We start from the raw sequence: 16,139 nt of genomic DNA, 5'->3' as shown, positions 1-16,139 counted from the left end.
GGGTCGACAGCCCCCGGCGGCGATGACAGGGTCTTCTCTCCGGACGCACCGCTTCGGACTTCAGGGAGTCACGAGCGCACAAGCAATTGCCGTATGAGCAGGCGTCCATTTAGTCAGGCCATCAATTGACCTTGCGCGCTATGGTTTATTGTGTCTCAATATGCAACTGAAAATTGCGGACTGAACGAGCCCTGGCGAACAGATGAGCTACGTTGTACATCGCGGCCCCGACAGAGTGATCTATCGAAGCTGGGAAGCGCAGAACGCGATCGGAAGCCAGCTGCGCATCGTAGCGCTCAAGCTCGATCACGTCGGCGATTTCTGGATGTCGCTGGGGCCATTGAAGGAGCTCAGGAAACGCTTCGCCGACGCGCATATCACCCTCGTCGTCGGCAGCTGGAACATCGGTACCGCCAGGCAATTTGATCTCGCCGACGACTATGTAGCTTTCGATTTCTTCGGCCGGAACCCGCGACTGGGTGAACGGCGTCGGATCGCCACGGATATTCGCGAACTCCTCAACGGCCCGTTCGATCTCGCAATCGACATGCGCGTGCCGGACGACACCCGCTCCGTATTGCTTGCCATCGAGGCACGACATCACGCCGCGATCGCGGATCGGTATCGCAATCCTCAGATCGATATAGCCATCCCCCCGGGAGCGTTGAACCTGCGCCGGAAAAAAGCCTACAAGCTCCTGCAGCGGGCCGGGCTGTCTGGACTGTTGCCACGACGCTGGGTCGACAAGCACGCCGATCGCAATCAAATGCGGATTCAGCACATCGCCGACAGCCTCACGCTTCTGGTGTCCAAGGCGGCGGCCTGGTTCTACGGCCAGATCGATTGGATGCAGCCGCCCGTCGATGACGATGGCCCGGTCGTGGTGGCGCCGTTTTCCAATTCCCACTTGCGGGATTGGCCGATCCAGAATTTCGAAGAGCTCGTCGCCGCACTCTCCAGGACCCGAACCGTGATCCTGGTCGGGCGAAACGAGGACGCGGCGGTTCTGCAGCAGACCGCCCGCGTCGCACGGGAGCGTGGCGGGGGAAGCATCGACGTCGCATCGAACCTCTCCGAACAGCAGTTCAACGAGCTCCTGAGCTCCGCCTCCCTCGTCATATCGAACAATTCCGGGGCCGGTCATGTCGCCGCCCAGCTCGGTCGTCCGACGCTCGGCATCTTTACGGCCTCGCACCTGCCGGAGCTCTGGGGGTTCCAGGGCCCCCGCGTCAGCATTCTGATGAGCGCGATCGAATGCCGGGGCTGTGGCCTCGACGTCGTGCGCCGATGCCCGGAGAAGGTTCGCTGCAAGAACGACATCACGGCGGAGCACGTCCTGGCCGAGATTGAAGCGCTGACAAGCAACGTGACGCAACCTTTGATAGCAACGGCGGCGTAGGCGGCAGCGCCGCCGCAGGCGCCCGGGCAGTCGATGAAGCAAACTGTGATCTACACCAGAAAGGCCAACCGGAAGAAGCAGGCCGGCAAGGCAATGGCCTTGATCAACACGGGATAAAACGGGTACACATTGTCCCACTTTCCGCGAATATGCCGTTCCAGTTGGACAAAATCGCGAAAAGATAAGTGATTTCAGTCACTTAAAAGCGGGTGTAGTTCAGAGGTAGAACGTCAGCTTCCCAAGCTGAATGTCGTGGGTTCAATTCCCATCGCCCGCTCCAAAAACTCCCTACGTTTTCAGTAGCTTATATGCTGGTTACCCTAACGCGTACGGGAACAAAACGGGCCTGATTTTGCCAGATTCTGGCAATTCTGCGCAAAAAGTCCCGAGATATTCCCGAGCTAGGTTCTCCGTCCGTTCGCAGCCGCTCGCGCAAACAAACAGCCCAGCCAGGTCCGAAGACAGAGCCGGAGAATGGTGCCCGTTCCATATTTCCGTCCGGATCCTGCAATCCCTGATCTTCCCCGTGATGCAGATCATACTTTTGGTCTATTTCGTCAGTTAGACTGACAGTAAGTTGGCATTCATGGTCCGACGTGCATGCGCGAAAGCGCGCAACGCAGGGTCGGAACGATGCCGACGTCCGGACCGCTTGCGCGGGACGGACGGCCCCTCCGATCAGCCTGCTGATCGCCATATCGAGAAGGAATTTCCATGGATCTGAAGAAGATCTGCGCCACCGCCATGACGTTCACCTTCGCGGTCGCTGCCATGCCGGTCCAGGCCGCGCCGCTGCTGCGCGTCGATCCCGGCAGCGTATCCTCGAATGTCATCGACGTCCGCTGCCCGCCGGAAGGCTGCCGGCAGGGCAATCGCCCCAACCAGGGCCGGCCCGGACATGGCGGCGGGCATGGCGGCGGCAACTGGAACGGTCCGAACCACGGCGGCCCGAATCACAGTGGCCCCGGCCGACCCGGCCATGGCGGCCCGGGCTGGGGTGGTCCCGGTCCCAGCCATGGCGGTCACTACCGCCCCGGCCCGAGCCGTCCCGGCTACTGGAACGGCCACCAGGGCTACAACCATTCCCGCCCCGGCTATCGTCGCCACAGCGACGGCTGGTGGTATCCGATGGCGGCCTTCGGCGTCGGCGCCCTGATCGGCGGCGCCATCGCCAACCAGCCGCGGGAAGTCGCGCCGCCGCGTCTCTCCACCAGCCATCTGCGCTGGTGCGAGGATCGCTACCGCTCGTATCGCGCTTCCGACAACAGCTTCCAGCCCTATGAGGGCCCGCGCCAGCAGTGCCTGTCGCCCTACAATTGAGCTGAAACGCCCAGGAAGCCCGCCATCCGGCGGGCTTCTTCGTCAGAACCCTTTCGCGCGAAAACGCTCTAGTTGCGCAGCACGACGCAGGCGCCGCCCTTGTTCTGCAGGGCCTGACAAAGCCTTACCGCTTCCCGCAGCGTCTCCGCCGGCAGCCGCACGCGATAGAAGGCCCGCCGGCCGCGTCCGGCGGCGCGCGAGCCGAGGACCAGCGTCGGCTTGCCCTCGAGCAGCGCGGGATAGCGCGACACCTGGCGATGATAGGAAGCGATCGCCCGGCTTTTCGAGAAATTGCCGGAGAGCTGCACGCCGAACGGCGCATAGGCGCCCTCGATCAGCGACGGCGAGAAGGCCCGGATCGCCGCCACCAGCGTCACGCAATCCTTCGCCTCCAGCGCCGCCCTCGCCGCATCCGACCTCTTCTTAGCCGGCTTCGAACCGACGGACCGCTCCTCTGCCGATCGCGGGTCCGACGGCCTCGGCTCGACGGCTCCCTCCTTCGGATCCGGCTTCGATGACGGCGGCGCCAGCACCTCGACCGAGCCGGCGTTCCAGTCGGAGACGCTGCGACCGGTGATGAAGAGGACATAGTCCTCGGTCTCGATCGGCAGATAGCCGCCGCTGTCGATCCATCTCGCCAGCCGCGTCGGGCCGGCATTGTATGCTGCAGCTGCGAGACCGAGATTCCCAAACCGATTCCTGAGCAATTTTAGATACTTGGCAGAGGCGGGAATCGCGAGTTCGGGATCGAACGGATCATCCAGCCCCTGTTCGTCCGCCGTGCCCGGCATGAACTGCGCGATGCCCTGCGCGCCGGCGGGGCTCGTGACATGAGGACGGAAGCTCGATTCCCGCCAGATCAGGCGGGTGAAATAATCGCGCGGCAGCCCATGCGCGTCGGCCGCCGTCTCGATCAGGCGGCAGAGCGTCTGCACCGTCGTTTCTTCCGCCGCGCGGGCGGGAAGCGCCGGCAGCGCGACGGCGAACGCCAGCACGGCCACGACACGGAGGCGGCGGGAAAGGCGCGATATCATCGGTCCGCCCTCCCCGCGCCGTCAGACATAGGCGGAAGGGTGCTTCTGCGCGAAGCCAAGGTGCCCGCGCAGCTTTTCCAGGAGATCGGCGGCCGCCTCGGTGACGGGGGTTCCCGGCGGAAAGATCGCGGCGGCGCCCGCCGCCTTCAGCGCCTCGAAATCCTGCGGCGGGATCACGCCGCCGACGACGATCATGATGTCGGGCCGGCCCTGCCGCGCCAGCTCGGCCTTGAGTTCCGGCACCAGCGTCAGATGTCCGGCGGCGAGCGACGAGACGCCGACGACATGCACCTTCTCCGAAATCGCGTGGGTCGCGACCTCTTCCGGCGTCGCGAAGAGCGGCCCGATGACGACGTCGAAGCCGATATCGGCGAAGGCGCTGGCGATCACCTTCTGGCCGCGGTCATGACCGTCCTGCCCCATCTTGGCGACGAGGATGCGTGGGGGCCGGCCTTCGTCATGGGTGAATTCCGAGACGAGTGTCGAAAGCCGCTCAATCGGCGCGCCCTGCTCGCCGAAACCTTCGCGATAGACACCGGAATTGACCTTGATCACCGCCTTGTGGCGCTTCCACGCCTTTTCCAGCGCGGTCGAGATCTCGCCGACGGTTGCCTTGGCGCGGGCGGCGTCGACGGCGAGCGCCAGCAGATTGCCCTCTCCGGTGCGCGCCGAAGCGGCGAGCGCCTCGAGGCTGGCCGCGACGGCTGCCGGGTCGCGCTCGGCGCGCAGCCTCGCCAGTTTCTCGATCTGCTGGGCGCGGACCGAGGAATTGTCGACCTTCAACACGTCGATATCCGGCTCGTCGTCGAGGCGGTATTTGTTGACGCCGACGACCGTCTGCTGGCCTGAATCGATGCGAGCTTGGGTCTTGGCGGCGGCTTCCTCGATGCGGAGTTTTGGAATGCCGGCCTCGATCGCCTTGGCCATGCCGCCGAGCTTTTCGACTTCCTCGATATGCGCCAACGCGCGGGCGGCGAGCTCGGCCGTCAGCGCCTCGACATAATAGGACCCGCCCCAGGGATCGATGATCCGCGTCGTGCCGCTCTCCTGCTGCAGGAAGATTTGCGTATTGCGGGCGATGCGGGCGGAGAAGTCGGTCGGCAGCGCCAGCGCTTCGTCGAGCGCGTTGGTGTGCAGCGACTGGGTATGGCCCTGCGTCGCCGCCATCGCCTCGACCGTGGTGCGAATGACGTTGTTGTAGACGTCCTGCGCGGCGAGCGACCAGCCGGAGGTCTGGCAATGGGTGCGGAGCGCCAGCGACTTCTCGTTCTTCGGCTCGAACTGGCTTACCAGCTTCGCCCAGATCAGGCGGCCGGCGCGCATCTTGGCGACCTCCATGAAGAAGTTCATGCCGATCGCCCAGAAGAACGACAGCCGCGGCGCGAACTGGTCGATGTCGAGGCCGGCCTTGAGCCCGGCGCGGATATATTCGACGCCGTCGGCGAGCGTATAGGCGAGCTCGAGATCCTGCGTCGCGCCCGCTTCCTGCATGTGATAGCCGGAAATCGAGATCGAATTGAACTTCGGCATGTGCTCGGACGTATAGGCGAAGATGTCGGAGATGATCCGCATCGACGGTTCCGGCGGGTAGATATAGGTGTTGCGGACCATGAACTCCTTGAGGATGTCATTCTGGATCGTGCCGGAGAGCTTCTCCGGCGGCACGCCCTGCTCTTCCGCCGCGACGATGTAGAGCGCCAGGATCGGCAGCACGGCGCCGTTCATCGTCATCGACACGCTCATCCGGTCGAGCGGAATGCCGGAAAACAGCGTGCGCATGTCGTAGATCGAGTCGATCGCCACGCCCGCCATGCCGACATCGCCGGCGACGCGCGGATGGTCGCTGTCATAGCCGCGATGGGTGGCGAGGTCGAAGGCGACGGAGAGGCCCTTCTGTCCTGCGGCGAGGTTGCGCCGGTAGAAGGCGTTCGAATCCTCGGCCGTGGAGAAGCCGGCATATTGGCGGATCGTCCAGGGCTGGTTCACATACATGGTGGGATAGGGACCGCGCAGGAACGGCGCGATGCCCGGATAGCTGTCGATGGCCTCCAGGGGATCGCGGTCGGCGGCGGTGTAGAGCGGCTTGACCGCGATCGCCTCCGGCGTCAGCCAGTCCGCGCCGCCGGCCGGCGGTGAAACCGGCGCATCGGCGAAGGAAACCGTCGAGAAATCGGGGATGCGGGTCATCTCAATGCCTCGTCGAGCCGGTCGAGGATCCGGCCCGGATAGTCCAGCGCGTCGCATCCAACGAAGATAAAGGCTTCGACGCCGGCATGGCGATAGGCCGTTTCCCGCTCGCCCGGCCTTCCGGCGAGGACGACGTGAGTGATGCCGGCGGCGACCAGGCGGCGCGCGACCTCCTCCACCAGCGTCTCGCCCTCATAGACCGCGTGCCCCGTCTCGCGCTCATAGACCTCGTCGGACGAACAGAGGCAGACGGCGTCGGCGCCGGAGGTGACCGCCGCCTCGACCAGATCGTCGACGGTGGCAAAGCCGTCATTCATTGGCGCGGCAATACCCGACGCCTCGAACAGATCCTTGGCAAAGCCGGCGCGGGCGCCGAAGGCGGCAGGCGTGCCGAGATTGGCGAGGAAGATTTGGGGCCGACGGCCGCGCCGCGCCGTGATCGCCTCGGCGCGATCGCGCAGGCGCTCGAACGGCTCCGCCGTGCGGCGCGTGGCGAGCCCCGGCGTGGCGTTCGCTTCCTCGCGGCGCGGCGCCAGCACCGGCGGCGGCGTCTCGGCGAGATCCGGATAGGCGCTGGTGCCGGTGATCGGCAGCTTGCGGCGGCGAACCTCCCGCTCGCGCTTGTCGGCGACGGCGGCGATCTCGCGCCCCACCCAACCGCTTTCTAGCGCGCCAACCAGCCCGCCTGCGGCCTCGATCGTCTGGAAGAGGACCCAGGCCTTCTCGCAGAGCGCGTCGGTCAGCGCCTCGAAACCGCCGGCGCCGCCAGCGGGATCGACGACGTGGCCGAGACCGGATTCCTCCAGCAGGATTGTCTGCGTATTGCGGGCGATGCGGCGCGCATCGGCATCCGGCAGGCCGAGTGCGATCGTGAACGGCAGCACCGCGACGCTGTCGGCGCCGCCGAGGCCGGCCGAAAATGCTGCAACCGTGCTGCGCAGCAAATTCACATGCGGATCGCGTCGCGTCGTCATGCGAAAGCTGGTTTCAGCATCAAGCCGGATGGCCCGGGGGTCGAGGCCACAGGCCGCTTCGACCCGCGCCCAGAGCCGGCGCAGGGCGCGGAATTTGGCGATGCCGAGAAACTCGTCGGCGTCGACGGCGAGCAGGAAGCCGAGCCTGCGCCTCGCCAAATCGAGCGACAGGCCGCGCCGCTCGAGCCCGCGCAGCGAAGCGACGCCCGCCGCGAGTGTCAGCGCCAGTTCCTGCGCCTCCGAGGCGCCGGCCTCGTGCCAGACGCGGCCATCGGCGCGAAGCACGCGGCTTGCGGTATCTAGCCCGAACCGGCCCGCCAGTTCCGCCGCGCCATCCAGCATCGGCTCGACCACGCCGGCATCGCCCGCTCTAGCGAGCGCGGAAAACGGATCGAGGCCGAAATCGAGATCGAGGCTATCGAGATCGAGGCCTTGGCCCCGGACGAGGTCCAGCAGGCCGCGCGCCACCGCGACGGCGTTGGCCCCGGTTTCGAGGCGCAACGAAATCAGGTCGATCATCACGCCGTCGAGCGCGCGGGCGAGCGCCGACGCATCGGCAAGGCCGAAGCCCCGGGCGGAAGGCGCGTCGGCGAAGACCAGCGCCAGGCCGGATGCGCCATGGTCGAGATCGTCGAGCGCCTGGGTCCGCGCCATGTCCGGATCGGAATGGTCGATGCGCTGCACGACGCGCCAGGCGCCGGGGCCGGATCGCGCCGGCCGGGCATGGTCGCCCGCGGCCTTGGCATAGAGCGGTTCGATGCGGATGTCGTCGAGCGTGCGGGAAACGAGCTTCGCCTCGAAATCCGCGCCCTTCAGCGCCTTCACGGCCAGCTGGTGCCATTCGGCGTCGCTCGCGGCGCGAAACGCCGCTTCCGCATGCGTCCTTGTCATCGGCTCGTCGGTCCTCCGTTCGCGGTCGGCCGGCGAGAGGCGGCGCGACCCAACCATGGATAGGCTCGGCGGCGCGCCGGTTCAACGGGCATGGCATCGGGAAGCGCCCCAGGGGAATGCGGCCAAGGGAACGCCCGTCATGGGTGTGGCATTGCCGGATACCCTTGGAACGAAGCCCCGACTCATGAATTGATGGCTCAGTGAACCTCAGTTCGGCTGAGAAACCGTACGAAGGGATAAGGCCTTGATCAGCAACCTCACCAAGCTCTGCGGCGGTGTGCTCGCCGCGACGTTCCTGGCGTCGACGCCGCTGCCGGCGATCGCCGCGCCGCTCGTGGCTCCGGCCGTCGCCCCGAGCGTGGCGGATACGACGTCAAATATCATCGACGTGCAGTATCGTGGTCGCAACGACTACTATTATCGGCACCACCGGCCGGGCTACGGTCCAGGTTATCGACCGGGCTATCGTCCCGGCTATGGCCCCGGATATCGCCCGGGCTACTGGAACGGCTATTCCGGCTATCGCTACGAACGACCCGGCTACCGCTATTACAATGGCTGGTGGTATCCGCTCGCGGCCTTCGGCGTCGGCGCGGCGGTCGGCTCCGCGATCGCACAGCCGCCGGCCTATTACGGTGGCGGAAGCTATGCGTCGGCGCATTACCAGTGGTGCGAGAACCGCTACCGGTCCTACCGGGCTTCGGACAACACCTTCCAGCCGAACAACGGCCCGCGTCGGCAGTGCGTTTCGCCCTATTGAGGCAGGATCCCAAAACGAGAAAAGGCCCGCCAACCGGCGGGCCTTTTCTTTTGGCGAACGGGCGTTGGACGCGCCTACTCGAGATGTGACTCGAGGAACCACAGCGCCTTGTCGAGCGCGCGCGAATAGCCGGTCAGGATGTCGGCCGTGTCGGCGTCGCCGAGATCGTTGGCCTTGTCGATGCCCTTGCGGACCTCGTTGGCGACATGGGCGTAGCGCTCGATCAGCTCCGCCAGATGGTCCTTGATCTTGGAAATCTCGGTCGGATACGGCGCGAGCTTGGTGGCGGACGCGACGGCCTGCGTGGTGCCGAGGGCAAAACCGCCGAGCTGCACGGCGCGTTCCGCCACGGTGTCGGCATGGCCGTCGATCTCGGTCCGGAAGCCGTCCAGCATCTCGTGAATGGCGATGAACTGCAGGCCCTTCAGGTTCCAGTGGGCCTGCTTGGTCACCAGCGCCAGATCGATGCTGTCGGCGAGCACGGCGTTCAGCAGTTCGATCGACGCTGTCTTGGTGTTGGACTTCAGATCAATCGAGGACTTCCGGGGCGGCATCGCTATCTCCTTCATGGGATGATCGGCACATTCTCGGACAATGCGCCGGGCGCGGCAAGGATCCGCCCACCGCGCCGGACGTGTTGTCGCAGCACGGCACAACCGGTTCCGCAGCGGCGGCGCGGAAAATCATCCTCATCATCGCGCCTCCACGCCACGTCGTACCCTCGGCGGCTGGCAGAGCCGCGGCGCCTGCGCTAGGACCATCGGACTGGGCGGTGTCGAAGAGGACCTCATGAAAACTGTGATCTGCGTGGAGCCGGGCAAGCTGGAACTCGTCGAGCGGCCCGATCCGGGTGCGCCGGCCGCCGGCTGGGCAACCGTCGACATCAAGCATGTCGGTATCTGCGGCACCGACTATCACATCTTCGAAGGCAAGCACCCCTTCCTCGAATATCCCCGCGTCATGGGCCACGAGCTGTCCGGCGTCGTTTCGGCGATCGGCGAAGGCGTGTCGCTCAAGGTCGGCACGCCCGTCGTCATCAACCCCTATCTTTCCTGCGGCCATTGCGTGGCCTGCCGGAAGGGCAAACCGAACTGCTGCACCTCGATCCAGGTGCTCGGCGTCCACACCGATGGCGGCATGGCCGAGAAGATCGTCCTGCCGGAAGGCAATCTCTATCCGGCCGAAGGCCTGTCGCTGCGCGATGCGGCGATGGTCGAGTTCCTGGCGATCGGCGCCCATGCCGTCCGTCGTTCCCAGCCGGAAGGCGGCCGCGCGCTCGTCGTCGGCATCGGCCCGATCGGCCTCGGCGTCGCCATCTTCGCCCGCATCGCGGGGCTCGAGGTGACGCTGCTCGACGCCAGCGAAGAACGCCTCGCCTTCGCCCGCGACACGCTCGGCTTCGAAAAGTCGGCGCTGACCGGCCCCGACGCCCAGAAAAACCTGATGGCCGGGACCGGCGGCGAGGGCTTCGACGTCGTCTTCGACGCCACCGGCAACGCGCAGGCGATCGAGGCCGGCTTCGCGCTGGTCGCGCATGGCGGCGCCTATGTGCTGGTCTCGATCGTCAAGGATCGGATCTCGTTCGCGGACCCCGAGTTCCACAAGCGCGAGATGATGCTGATCGGCAGCCGCAACGCCACAAGGCTAGATTTCGACCACGTCGTCGCCTCGATCAAGGCCGGCCTCGTGCCGCTCGACGCGCTGGCGACGCACGAGACGACGCTCGACAAACTCACCGCCGACATGCCGCTCTGGAGCCATGACAAGCGCGGCCTGATCAAGGCGATCATCACCGTCTGATCGTCGGCTTCCGCCGCCAATTGCCGCCAATTGCCGCTTTGACAGCGCTGTCCGAATGCAGGACGGTGCTGTCCAACTTCAGCGGAATCACCGCAACGGCAATGGAGCGGACGATGGAATATCGGCAACTCGGCAATTCGGGACTGAAGGTTTCGGTGCTTACCATGGGCACCATGACCTTCGGCAGGAAGGGCGGTTTCTCGAAGGTCGGCGACATCACCGAGGTCAAGGACGCGCAGCGCCAGATCGACATGGTGATCGACGCCGGCGTCAACCTGCTCGATACCGCCAACGCCTATTCGGGCGGCGCCTGCGAGGAGATCATCGGCGAGGCGCTCGGCGGCAAGCGCAAGGGCGGCGTGCTCCTCGCCACCAAGGCGCGTTTTCCCATGGGCGACGGCCCCAATGATCGCGGCCTGTCGCGCTACCACCTGATCCGCGAATGCGAGGCGAGCCTGAAGCGCCTGCAGACCGACGTCATCGACCTCTACCAGGTGCATGAGTGGGATGGCGTCACGCCGCTCGAGGAGACGCTGGAGGCACTCGACACGCTCGTCCGCCAGGGCAAGGTCCGCTATGTCGGCTGCTCCAACTTCTCTGGCTGGCACCTGATGAAGGCGATGGAGATCGCCCGCCGCGACCACCGGGTCCCCTTCGTTTCGCAGCAGATCCACTACACGCTGCAGGCGCGCGAGGCCGAGCAGGAGCTGGTGCCGATCACGATCGACCAGAAGCTCGGCATCCTGGTCTGGAGCCCGATCGCGGGCGGCCTGCTCTCCGGCAAGCATCGCCGCGACAAGGAAACCCCGCAGGACAGCCGCCTCGCCAAGGGCTGGACGGAGCCGCCGATCCATGACTGGGACCGGCTCTGGAACATCGTCGACGAGCTGGTTTCGATCGCCGAGGCGCGCGGCGTCTCCGGCGCGCAGGTGGCGCTCGCCTGGCTGCTCGGCCGCCCGGGCGTGACCTCCGCCATCATCGGCGGCCGCACGGACGCTCAGTTCCACGACAACCTCGCCGCCGCCGAGCTGAAGCTTTCCGACGAGGAACGCGCCCGCCTCGACAAGGTCAGCCAGCAGCCGCTGAACTACCCCTACTGGCACCAGGCGGCGACCGCCAGCGACCGCCTCGGCCCGGCCGACCTCGCCTTCCTGCAGCCCTATCTGGCCGAGTAGGCACGTCCGGTATGAAACGGAAAAGGCCCGGCATGACCGGGCCTTTTTTTCATCGAACCGGCCGGCGGTGTTCCCTTCGCCATCGCCATTCGCAACCGTCGCAGCCTGCTGACAGGTGGGAACACTGGAGGTGTCGAGCATCGGGACGGTTCCGCTGCGGTCCACAAGCGATCTTTGCAGCCGCCGCATGGGCAGCTACCCTGCTCCAGGCGGCAATTTGCAGGTTGGCCCTTGATGAGCGACCCGGTCCTGAAGTCCTTCGTCCCGATCCTGTTTGTTCGCGACGTATCCAAAAGCGCGGAATTCTACCGAGGGAAGCTCGGTTTCGAGATCGACTTCCTCTATGGCGAACCGCCATTCTACGGCTCGGTATCGCGCGGGGCGGCTGCCTGCCTACACCTTCGCCACGTCCATCAGCCGAACTTCGCGGAACTTGCGGCGCGGGAATTGTCCTTGATCCTCGCCACTGTCGAGGTCTCCGATATCCAGCGGCTTTTCGAGGAGTTCCGGGCGCGCGACGTGGAGTTCGCCCAGACGCCGACCAGACAACCTTGGGGCGGAACGGACCTTCACGTCCGCGATCCCGACGGAAACGTGATTTCCTTTGTCGTTTACGACAGCATCTAGCGCGCCTCTGCGGGGACGGTGGACTTCCGCGCATCCCGCAATGGGTTCAGAACTTGTAGTTCAGACCTGCCTTGACGGCGTTGGAGGTGATGCCGACATCGGCCTGGGCGGGGGTGCCGTCGAGGACGGTCTTGCTGCCGAGATCGACATAGTCGTATTCGAGCCGGCCGGTCAGGTTCGGCGTGAAGCCGTATTCGACGCCGGCGCCGGCCGTCCAGCCGACGGCCCATTTGCTGTCGGAGCCGACACCCGCGACCTTGGCCTCGACATCGCCATAGGCAATGCCGCCCTTGCCGTAGAACAGCCACTTGTCATACGTGAAGCCGATGCGGGCGGTGGTCGAGCCGAGCCAGTTCAGGTCGAGCGCGACGTCGCCGGCGTTGTCGCTCAGGCCGCTATAGGCGATGTCCGTCTCGAAGCCGACCAGCCAGGGATTGACCTGATAGTTGTAGCCGGCCTGCACGCCGAACAATCCGCCGCTGACGCTGTCGAGGAAATCCGCGTCCTTGGTGCCGCGTCCCCAGCCGAAGCCGCCATGCACGCCGGCATAGAAGCCATTCCAGTCGAAAGTGGCCGGTGCGGCGGGAGCGACCGGAGCGGGTTCATTGATCGAGATGTCCGCGGCCGAAGCCACGTTCGCCAGCGCCAGAAAGGCCGCGCTTGCAAGTAACAGATGCCTCATCTCGTACCCTCTCGAACCCCAACTCCGTCGATACCCACCGCCGATGCCTACCATGGGGCGGAAACATGTCCGCATCACGACCCATGAAAGCCTGAAATCGGTATGCGAGCGACCGCCGTCAAGACGCGGGGGAAAAGCAGGCCACCGCTGCGGCATCGCTGCAACAGAATCGTGGGTGCGATCGAATGGAGGGCGATCGAAGGCACGATGCGAGCGAAAATGGTCGATGCCCCCGAGGCCCTTATCCCGGACCGCATTCCCAAACTCGACCATCATCCTGAGGTGCCCGGCGAAGCCGGGCCTCGAAGGAGGGTCCAGGAAACGCCCCGTATGGAACTTCCGGACTTGGACTGCAGACCGGAGTGCCCCGCTGAATTCTCCTTCGAGGCTTCGCGGACGCGAAGCACCTCAGGATGATGGCGGAGCCGGTCTGTCGGCCTGAAAGACGCAGAGGAGCCCGTGCCCGGACCGAACGCGGCCCCCTATCGCACCAGGATGGCGCGGAAATCGTTGACGTTGGTGAGCGTCGGGCCGGTGACAATGAGCCGGTCGAGCGACTGGAAGAAGCCGTAGCCGTCATTGTCGGCGAGGCGCGCCGCCGGGTCGAAGCCCCTGGCCCTGGCCTCGGCGAGAATGCCCGCGTCGATCCAGGCGCCGGCATTGTCCTCGGAGCCGTCGATGCCGTCGGTATCGCAGGCGATCGCAGCTAGGCCCGGATGGCCGCCGAGCGCCACGGCGAGCGCCAGCAGGAACTCGGCGTTGCGGCCGCCCCGCCCCTTGCCCCGCACGGTGACGGTGGTCTCGCCGCCCGAGAGGATCACGCAGGGCTTTGCCACCGGCTGGTCATGCGCCGCCGCATAGGTGCCGATCGCCGCCAGCACGCGCGCCACGTCGCGCGCCTCGCCCTCGAGCGCATCGCCAAGCACCAGCGGCGTCAGCCCGATCGCGCGCGCCGCATCGGCTGCCGCATCGAGCGCCATCTTCGGCGTCGCCAGCATCTCGACCGCGCCGCCTTCGCCGGCGAAAACCGCATTGGCGCGGATCGCCTGTTCGATGCGCGGCTCGATGGCAATGCCATATTCCGCGAGGATCGCCAGCGCTCCGTCCGGATCCGACGCCTCGGGAATGGTCGGGCCGGAGCCGATCGCGCCGGGATCGTCGCCCGGCACGTCGGAGATCAGGAAGGTCACCATGCGGGCCGGCGCCGCCGCGGCGGCGAGGCGGCCGCCCTTGATCGCCGAGAGCGCCTTGCGGACGCGGTTCATGGCGCCGATCGGCGCGCCGCTCTTCAAGAGCGCGCGGTTCAGCGCCTGCTTGTCCTCGAGGCTCACGCCCGGGGCCGGCAGCGCCAACAGCGACGACGCGCCGCCCGACATCAGAAAGACGACGAGATCGTCGGCGCCGGCCGAAGCGGCGATGTCGAGAATGCGCTGCGCCGCCGCCATGCCGGCAGCATCCGGAACCGGGTGCGAGGCTTCCACCACCTCGACGAAGCGGGTCGGCGTGCCGTGGCCATAGCGGGTGACTGCGAGGCCTTCCGGCGGGGGGGTGCCGGCCTGCTCCCAGGCATCCTCGAACGCCCGCACCATGCGCGCCGCGCCCTTGCCGGCGCCGAGCACGATCGTCCGCCCCTTCGGCGCAACAGGGAGCCTTCCCTCGAAGCGTCCGTCCGGCAGCGACGCGGAAAGCGCCGCGTCGAACAGCGCGCGCAGGATGGCCTGGTCGGGGGAATTCTTGTCGAGCGTCATGTCACATGCTGTCCAAGGAAGGGCCACGCCCGCTCACCGGGCATTCTCGATGCGCAGCGTTCCGACCAGCGCGTCGAAAAGCGGGCGCGCCTTGTCGATCGCCGCCGCGGTGGTCGCACAGGAGAGGCTGATTCGATAGGCGGGGGTCTCGGCGATTGCGATGTACTGGCGCACATTGGCGTGGTCAGGCCCGAGATGCGGAATGACGATGGTGGCGACGCCGCGCACGCCGGCGCCGAAATCGACGGGATCGATCGCCTCGATGCGGCCCATGAAACCGAGCGTCGTCCGCATGGATTCCATCGTCTCCTCGATCATCTCCGGCGAGGTCAGCGTCGCCTGATCGAAGGCCTGTACCTCCTCCGGCTGCGTCTTCACCCCGACGCCGCAGAGGCTCTTCGACGTGCCGGCGCGCGGCAGGTCGGGGCTGTCGACATTGACGACGAAATCATGCCCCGGATGGCCCCGCCGCTCGCCGAGAACGAGCGCCGGCGGAACCGTGAAGGCGAGCCCGGTTTCGGCATCGTGAAAATCGCGCCGGACGGGCGGCGCGGGCGTTTCGGCCGCCATCGCGTCGGTGCCGACAACGACCGCGACCGCCGCGAGGAGGACGACCCGGCGCGACAAACCCGAAAATCGCATGTCAGAGGACCTGCCGAAGTCTCAATCGCGCACGCCGAGGACAAAATCCTGGATCTGGTCGACGATCGCGCCGGTCATCGGCAGCGAGGCGTCGCTCATCAGGAACAGGGCCAGCCGGGCGACGTCGTCGGGCTTGATCAGCCGGCCCCAGGGCATCATCGCCTCGGCTTCTTCCAGCCAGCCCTCGCCCTTGCCAAGCTTCACCGCCTGCATCTCGCGCTCGCCCGGCGTGTCGGCCCAGCCGAGATTGATGCCGTTGACGCTGATGCGGTCGAAGCGGTGCGAATGGGCGGCGTTCTTGGTGAGCGTCAGCAGCGCCGCCTTGGACGACGCATAGACGCCGAGCTCCGGCGTGCCGCCATAGGCGTTGACGGAGAGGATGTTGACGATCGCGCCGGGCGCGCCGCGCGACTGCAGGTGCTGGATCAGGCCCTGCATCAGGAACATCGGCGTCCGCACATTGGTGGCGTAGACGGTGTCGAAGAAGTCGATGTCGGCATCGACGATCGAGCCGCGATCGGTGCTGGCGGCGGCGTTGACGAGCGCATCGATATGGTCGAAGCGGTCGAGCGCGGCGTCAAGAACGATCGCGGCGGCATCGGCGGCCGCGAGGTCGACCGAGACGAAGCCGCCGCCGACGCCGAGCGCCTCCAGCTCGGCCACGACCGCGGCGCCGCGCTGCGGGTTGCGCCCGACCAGCATGACGCCTTCCGCGCCCGAGCGCGCCGCCTCCAGCGCCACGGCCCGGCCGACGCCCTGCGTGCCGCCCGTCACCAGAAGTATCTTGCCGTCTACGCGCGCTTCCATGATCGAACTTCCCTGCCCGTTCCCGCTGTTCGCGAGCTGAATTCGTTATGTGGTCTTGTCCCCGCCGCCCCGGCACGGCACGCTGGCCGGCCC

General features: G+C 66.4%; 14 protein-coding genes and 1 tRNA gene. 7 read left to right on the top strand and 8 right to left on the bottom strand.

Annotated elements, in window-relative coordinates; all coding sequences use genetic code 11:
* Positions 1–202: 202 nt before the first annotated feature.
* The 3 genes from K32_RS01415 to K32_RS01405 all read left to right on the top strand — a co-directional run bounded on the left by K32_RS01415 (position 203) and on the right by K32_RS01405 (position 2,719).
* The gene (locus K32_RS01415) at positions 203–1,399 is read left to right on the top strand and encodes a glycosyltransferase family 9 protein (RefSeq protein ID WP_201402312.1); all 1,197 of its coding nucleotides are present in this window, start codon (positions 203–205) and stop codon (positions 1,397–1,399) included.
* Between the two features lie 205 nt (positions 1,400–1,604).
* Positions 1,605–1,679: transfer RNA gene (locus K32_RS01410), tRNA-Gly, on the top strand.
* A 434-nt stretch (positions 1,680–2,113) separates the two neighbouring features.
* On the top strand, positions 2,114–2,719 hold the full coding sequence (locus K32_RS01405; protein ID WP_371812840.1) for a BA14K family protein: 606 nt from the start codon (positions 2,114–2,116) through the stop codon (positions 2,717–2,719).
* A gap of 68 nt (positions 2,720–2,787) precedes the next feature.
* On the opposite strand, the gene K32_RS01400 is transcribed toward K32_RS01405, so the two are convergent.
* Genes K32_RS01400 through K32_RS01390 form a run of 3 tightly spaced genes read right to left on the bottom strand, consistent with a single transcriptional unit; the run spans position 2,788 to position 7,805 of the window.
* A complete protein-coding gene (locus K32_RS01400; protein WP_201402311.1) occupies positions 2,788–3,753 on the bottom strand; it encodes a lytic transglycosylase domain-containing protein in 966 nt (321 codons plus the stop codon).
* Between the two features lie 21 nt (positions 3,754–3,774).
* On the bottom strand, positions 3,775–5,940 hold the full coding sequence (gene scpA, locus K32_RS01395; protein WP_201402310.1) for a methylmalonyl-CoA mutase: 2,166 nt from the start codon (positions 5,938–5,940) through the stop codon (positions 3,775–3,777).
* The gene (locus tag K32_RS01390) at positions 5,937–7,805 is read right to left on the bottom strand and encodes a methylmalonyl-CoA mutase family protein (protein ID WP_201402309.1); all 1,869 of its coding nucleotides are present in this window, start codon (positions 7,803–7,805) and stop codon (positions 5,937–5,939) included. The genes scpA and K32_RS01390 overlap by 4 nt, the downstream gene beginning before the upstream one ends.
* A 244-nt stretch (positions 7,806–8,049) precedes the next feature.
* On the opposite strand from K32_RS01390, the gene K32_RS01385 reads away from it, so the two are divergent.
* The gene (locus K32_RS01385; protein WP_371812839.1) at positions 8,050–8,565 is read left to right on the top strand and encodes a BA14K family protein; all 516 of its coding nucleotides are present in this window, start codon (positions 8,050–8,052) and stop codon (positions 8,563–8,565) included.
* A 74-nt stretch (positions 8,566–8,639) separates the two neighbouring features.
* On the opposite strand, the gene dps is transcribed toward K32_RS01385, so the two are convergent.
* Entirely contained in the window at positions 8,640–9,119 is a 480-nt protein-coding gene (gene dps, locus K32_RS01380) for a DNA starvation/stationary phase protection protein Dps (RefSeq protein ID WP_201402308.1), read from the bottom strand.
* A gap of 235 nt (positions 9,120–9,354) precedes the next feature.
* Between dps and K32_RS01375 the strand changes: the two genes are divergently transcribed.
* The 3 genes from K32_RS01375 to K32_RS01365 all read left to right on the top strand — a co-directional run bounded on the left by K32_RS01375 (position 9,355) and on the right by K32_RS01365 (position 12,167).
* Entirely contained in the window at positions 9,355–10,365 is a 1,011-nt protein-coding gene (locus K32_RS01375; protein ID WP_201402307.1) for a zinc-binding alcohol dehydrogenase family protein, read from the top strand.
* Positions 10,366–10,478: 113 nt separating this feature from the next.
* Positions 10,479–11,540 carry an aldo/keto reductase gene (locus K32_RS01370; protein WP_201402306.1) on the top strand — a complete coding sequence of 354 codons (1,062 nt, stop codon included), beginning with the start codon at positions 10,479–10,481 and terminating at the stop codon, positions 11,538–11,540.
* Positions 11,541–11,774: 234 nt separating this feature from the next.
* Positions 11,775–12,167, top strand: a complete 393-nt coding sequence (locus tag K32_RS01365; RefSeq protein WP_201402305.1) for a glyoxalase superfamily protein — start codon at positions 11,775–11,777, stop codon at positions 12,165–12,167.
* A gap of 46 nt (positions 12,168–12,213) precedes the next feature.
* Here the strand turns inward: K32_RS01365 and K32_RS01360 are convergent, their stop codons facing one another.
* From K32_RS01360 to K32_RS01345, 4 genes are all read right to left on the bottom strand, one after another.
* A complete protein-coding gene (locus K32_RS01360; RefSeq protein WP_201402304.1) occupies positions 12,214–12,849 on the bottom strand; it encodes an outer membrane protein in 636 nt (211 codons plus the stop codon).
* A 482-nt stretch (positions 12,850–13,331) separates the two neighbouring features.
* The gene (locus K32_RS01355) at positions 13,332–14,597 is read right to left on the bottom strand and encodes a glycerate kinase (protein WP_201402303.1); all 1,266 of its coding nucleotides are present in this window, start codon (positions 14,595–14,597) and stop codon (positions 13,332–13,334) included.
* 33 nt (positions 14,598–14,630) lie between these two features.
* Positions 14,631–15,239: a hypothetical protein gene (locus K32_RS01350; protein ID WP_201402302.1), complete on the bottom strand. Its 609-nt coding sequence runs from the start codon at positions 15,237–15,239 to the stop codon at positions 14,631–14,633.
* Between the two features lie 21 nt (positions 15,240–15,260).
* The gene (locus K32_RS01345) at positions 15,261–16,046 is read right to left on the bottom strand and encodes an SDR family oxidoreductase (RefSeq protein ID WP_201402301.1); all 786 of its coding nucleotides are present in this window, start codon (positions 16,044–16,046) and stop codon (positions 15,261–15,263) included.
* Positions 16,047–16,139: the final 93 nt, after the last annotated feature.

The sequence above is a fragment of the Kaistia sp. 32K genome (genome assembly GCF_016629525.1).
GTDB lineage: Bacteria > Pseudomonadota > Alphaproteobacteria > Rhizobiales > Kaistiaceae > Kaistia.
Note: the sequence above shows the minus strand (reverse complement) of the source record. Positions and strands in the feature narration are given on the sequence as shown.

Bases quoted from the DNA above. Each gene is read 5' to 3' on its own strand.
- K32_RS01415 (WP_201402312.1), top strand. From the start codon at position 203: ATGAGCTACGTTGTACATCGCGGCCCCGACAGAGTGATCTATCGAAGC.
- K32_RS01405 (WP_371812840.1), top strand. From the start codon at position 2,114: ATGGATCTGAAGAAGATCTGCGCCACCGCCATGACGTTCACCTTCGCG.
- K32_RS01400 (WP_201402311.1), bottom strand. From the start codon at position 3,753: ATGATATCGCGCCTTTCCCGCCGCCTCCGTGTCGTGGCCGTGCTGGCG.
- scpA (WP_201402310.1), bottom strand. From the start codon at position 5,940: ATGACCCGCATCCCCGATTTCTCGACGGTTTCCTTCGCCGATGCGCCG.
- K32_RS01390 (WP_201402309.1), bottom strand. From the start codon at position 7,805: ATGACAAGGACGCATGCGGAAGCGGCGTTTCGCGCCGCGAGCGACGCC.
- dps (WP_201402308.1), bottom strand. From the start codon at position 9,119: ATGCCGCCCCGGAAGTCCTCGATTGATCTGAAGTCCAACACCAAGACA.
- K32_RS01375 (WP_201402307.1), top strand. From the start codon at position 9,355: ATGAAAACTGTGATCTGCGTGGAGCCGGGCAAGCTGGAACTCGTCGAG.
- K32_RS01370 (WP_201402306.1), top strand. From the start codon at position 10,479: ATGGAATATCGGCAACTCGGCAATTCGGGACTGAAGGTTTCGGTGCTT.
- K32_RS01365 (WP_201402305.1), top strand. From the start codon at position 11,775: ATGAGCGACCCGGTCCTGAAGTCCTTCGTCCCGATCCTGTTTGTTCGC.
- K32_RS01360 (WP_201402304.1), bottom strand. From the start codon at position 12,849: ATGAGGCATCTGTTACTTGCAAGCGCGGCCTTTCTGGCGCTGGCGAAC.
- K32_RS01355 (WP_201402303.1), bottom strand. From the start codon at position 14,597: ATGACGCTCGACAAGAATTCCCCCGACCAGGCCATCCTGCGCGCGCTG.
- K32_RS01350 (WP_201402302.1), bottom strand. From the start codon at position 15,239: ATGCGATTTTCGGGTTTGTCGCGCCGGGTCGTCCTCCTCGCGGCGGTC.
- K32_RS01345 (WP_201402301.1), bottom strand. From the start codon at position 16,046: ATGGAAGCGCGCGTAGACGGCAAGATACTTCTGGTGACGGGCGGCACG.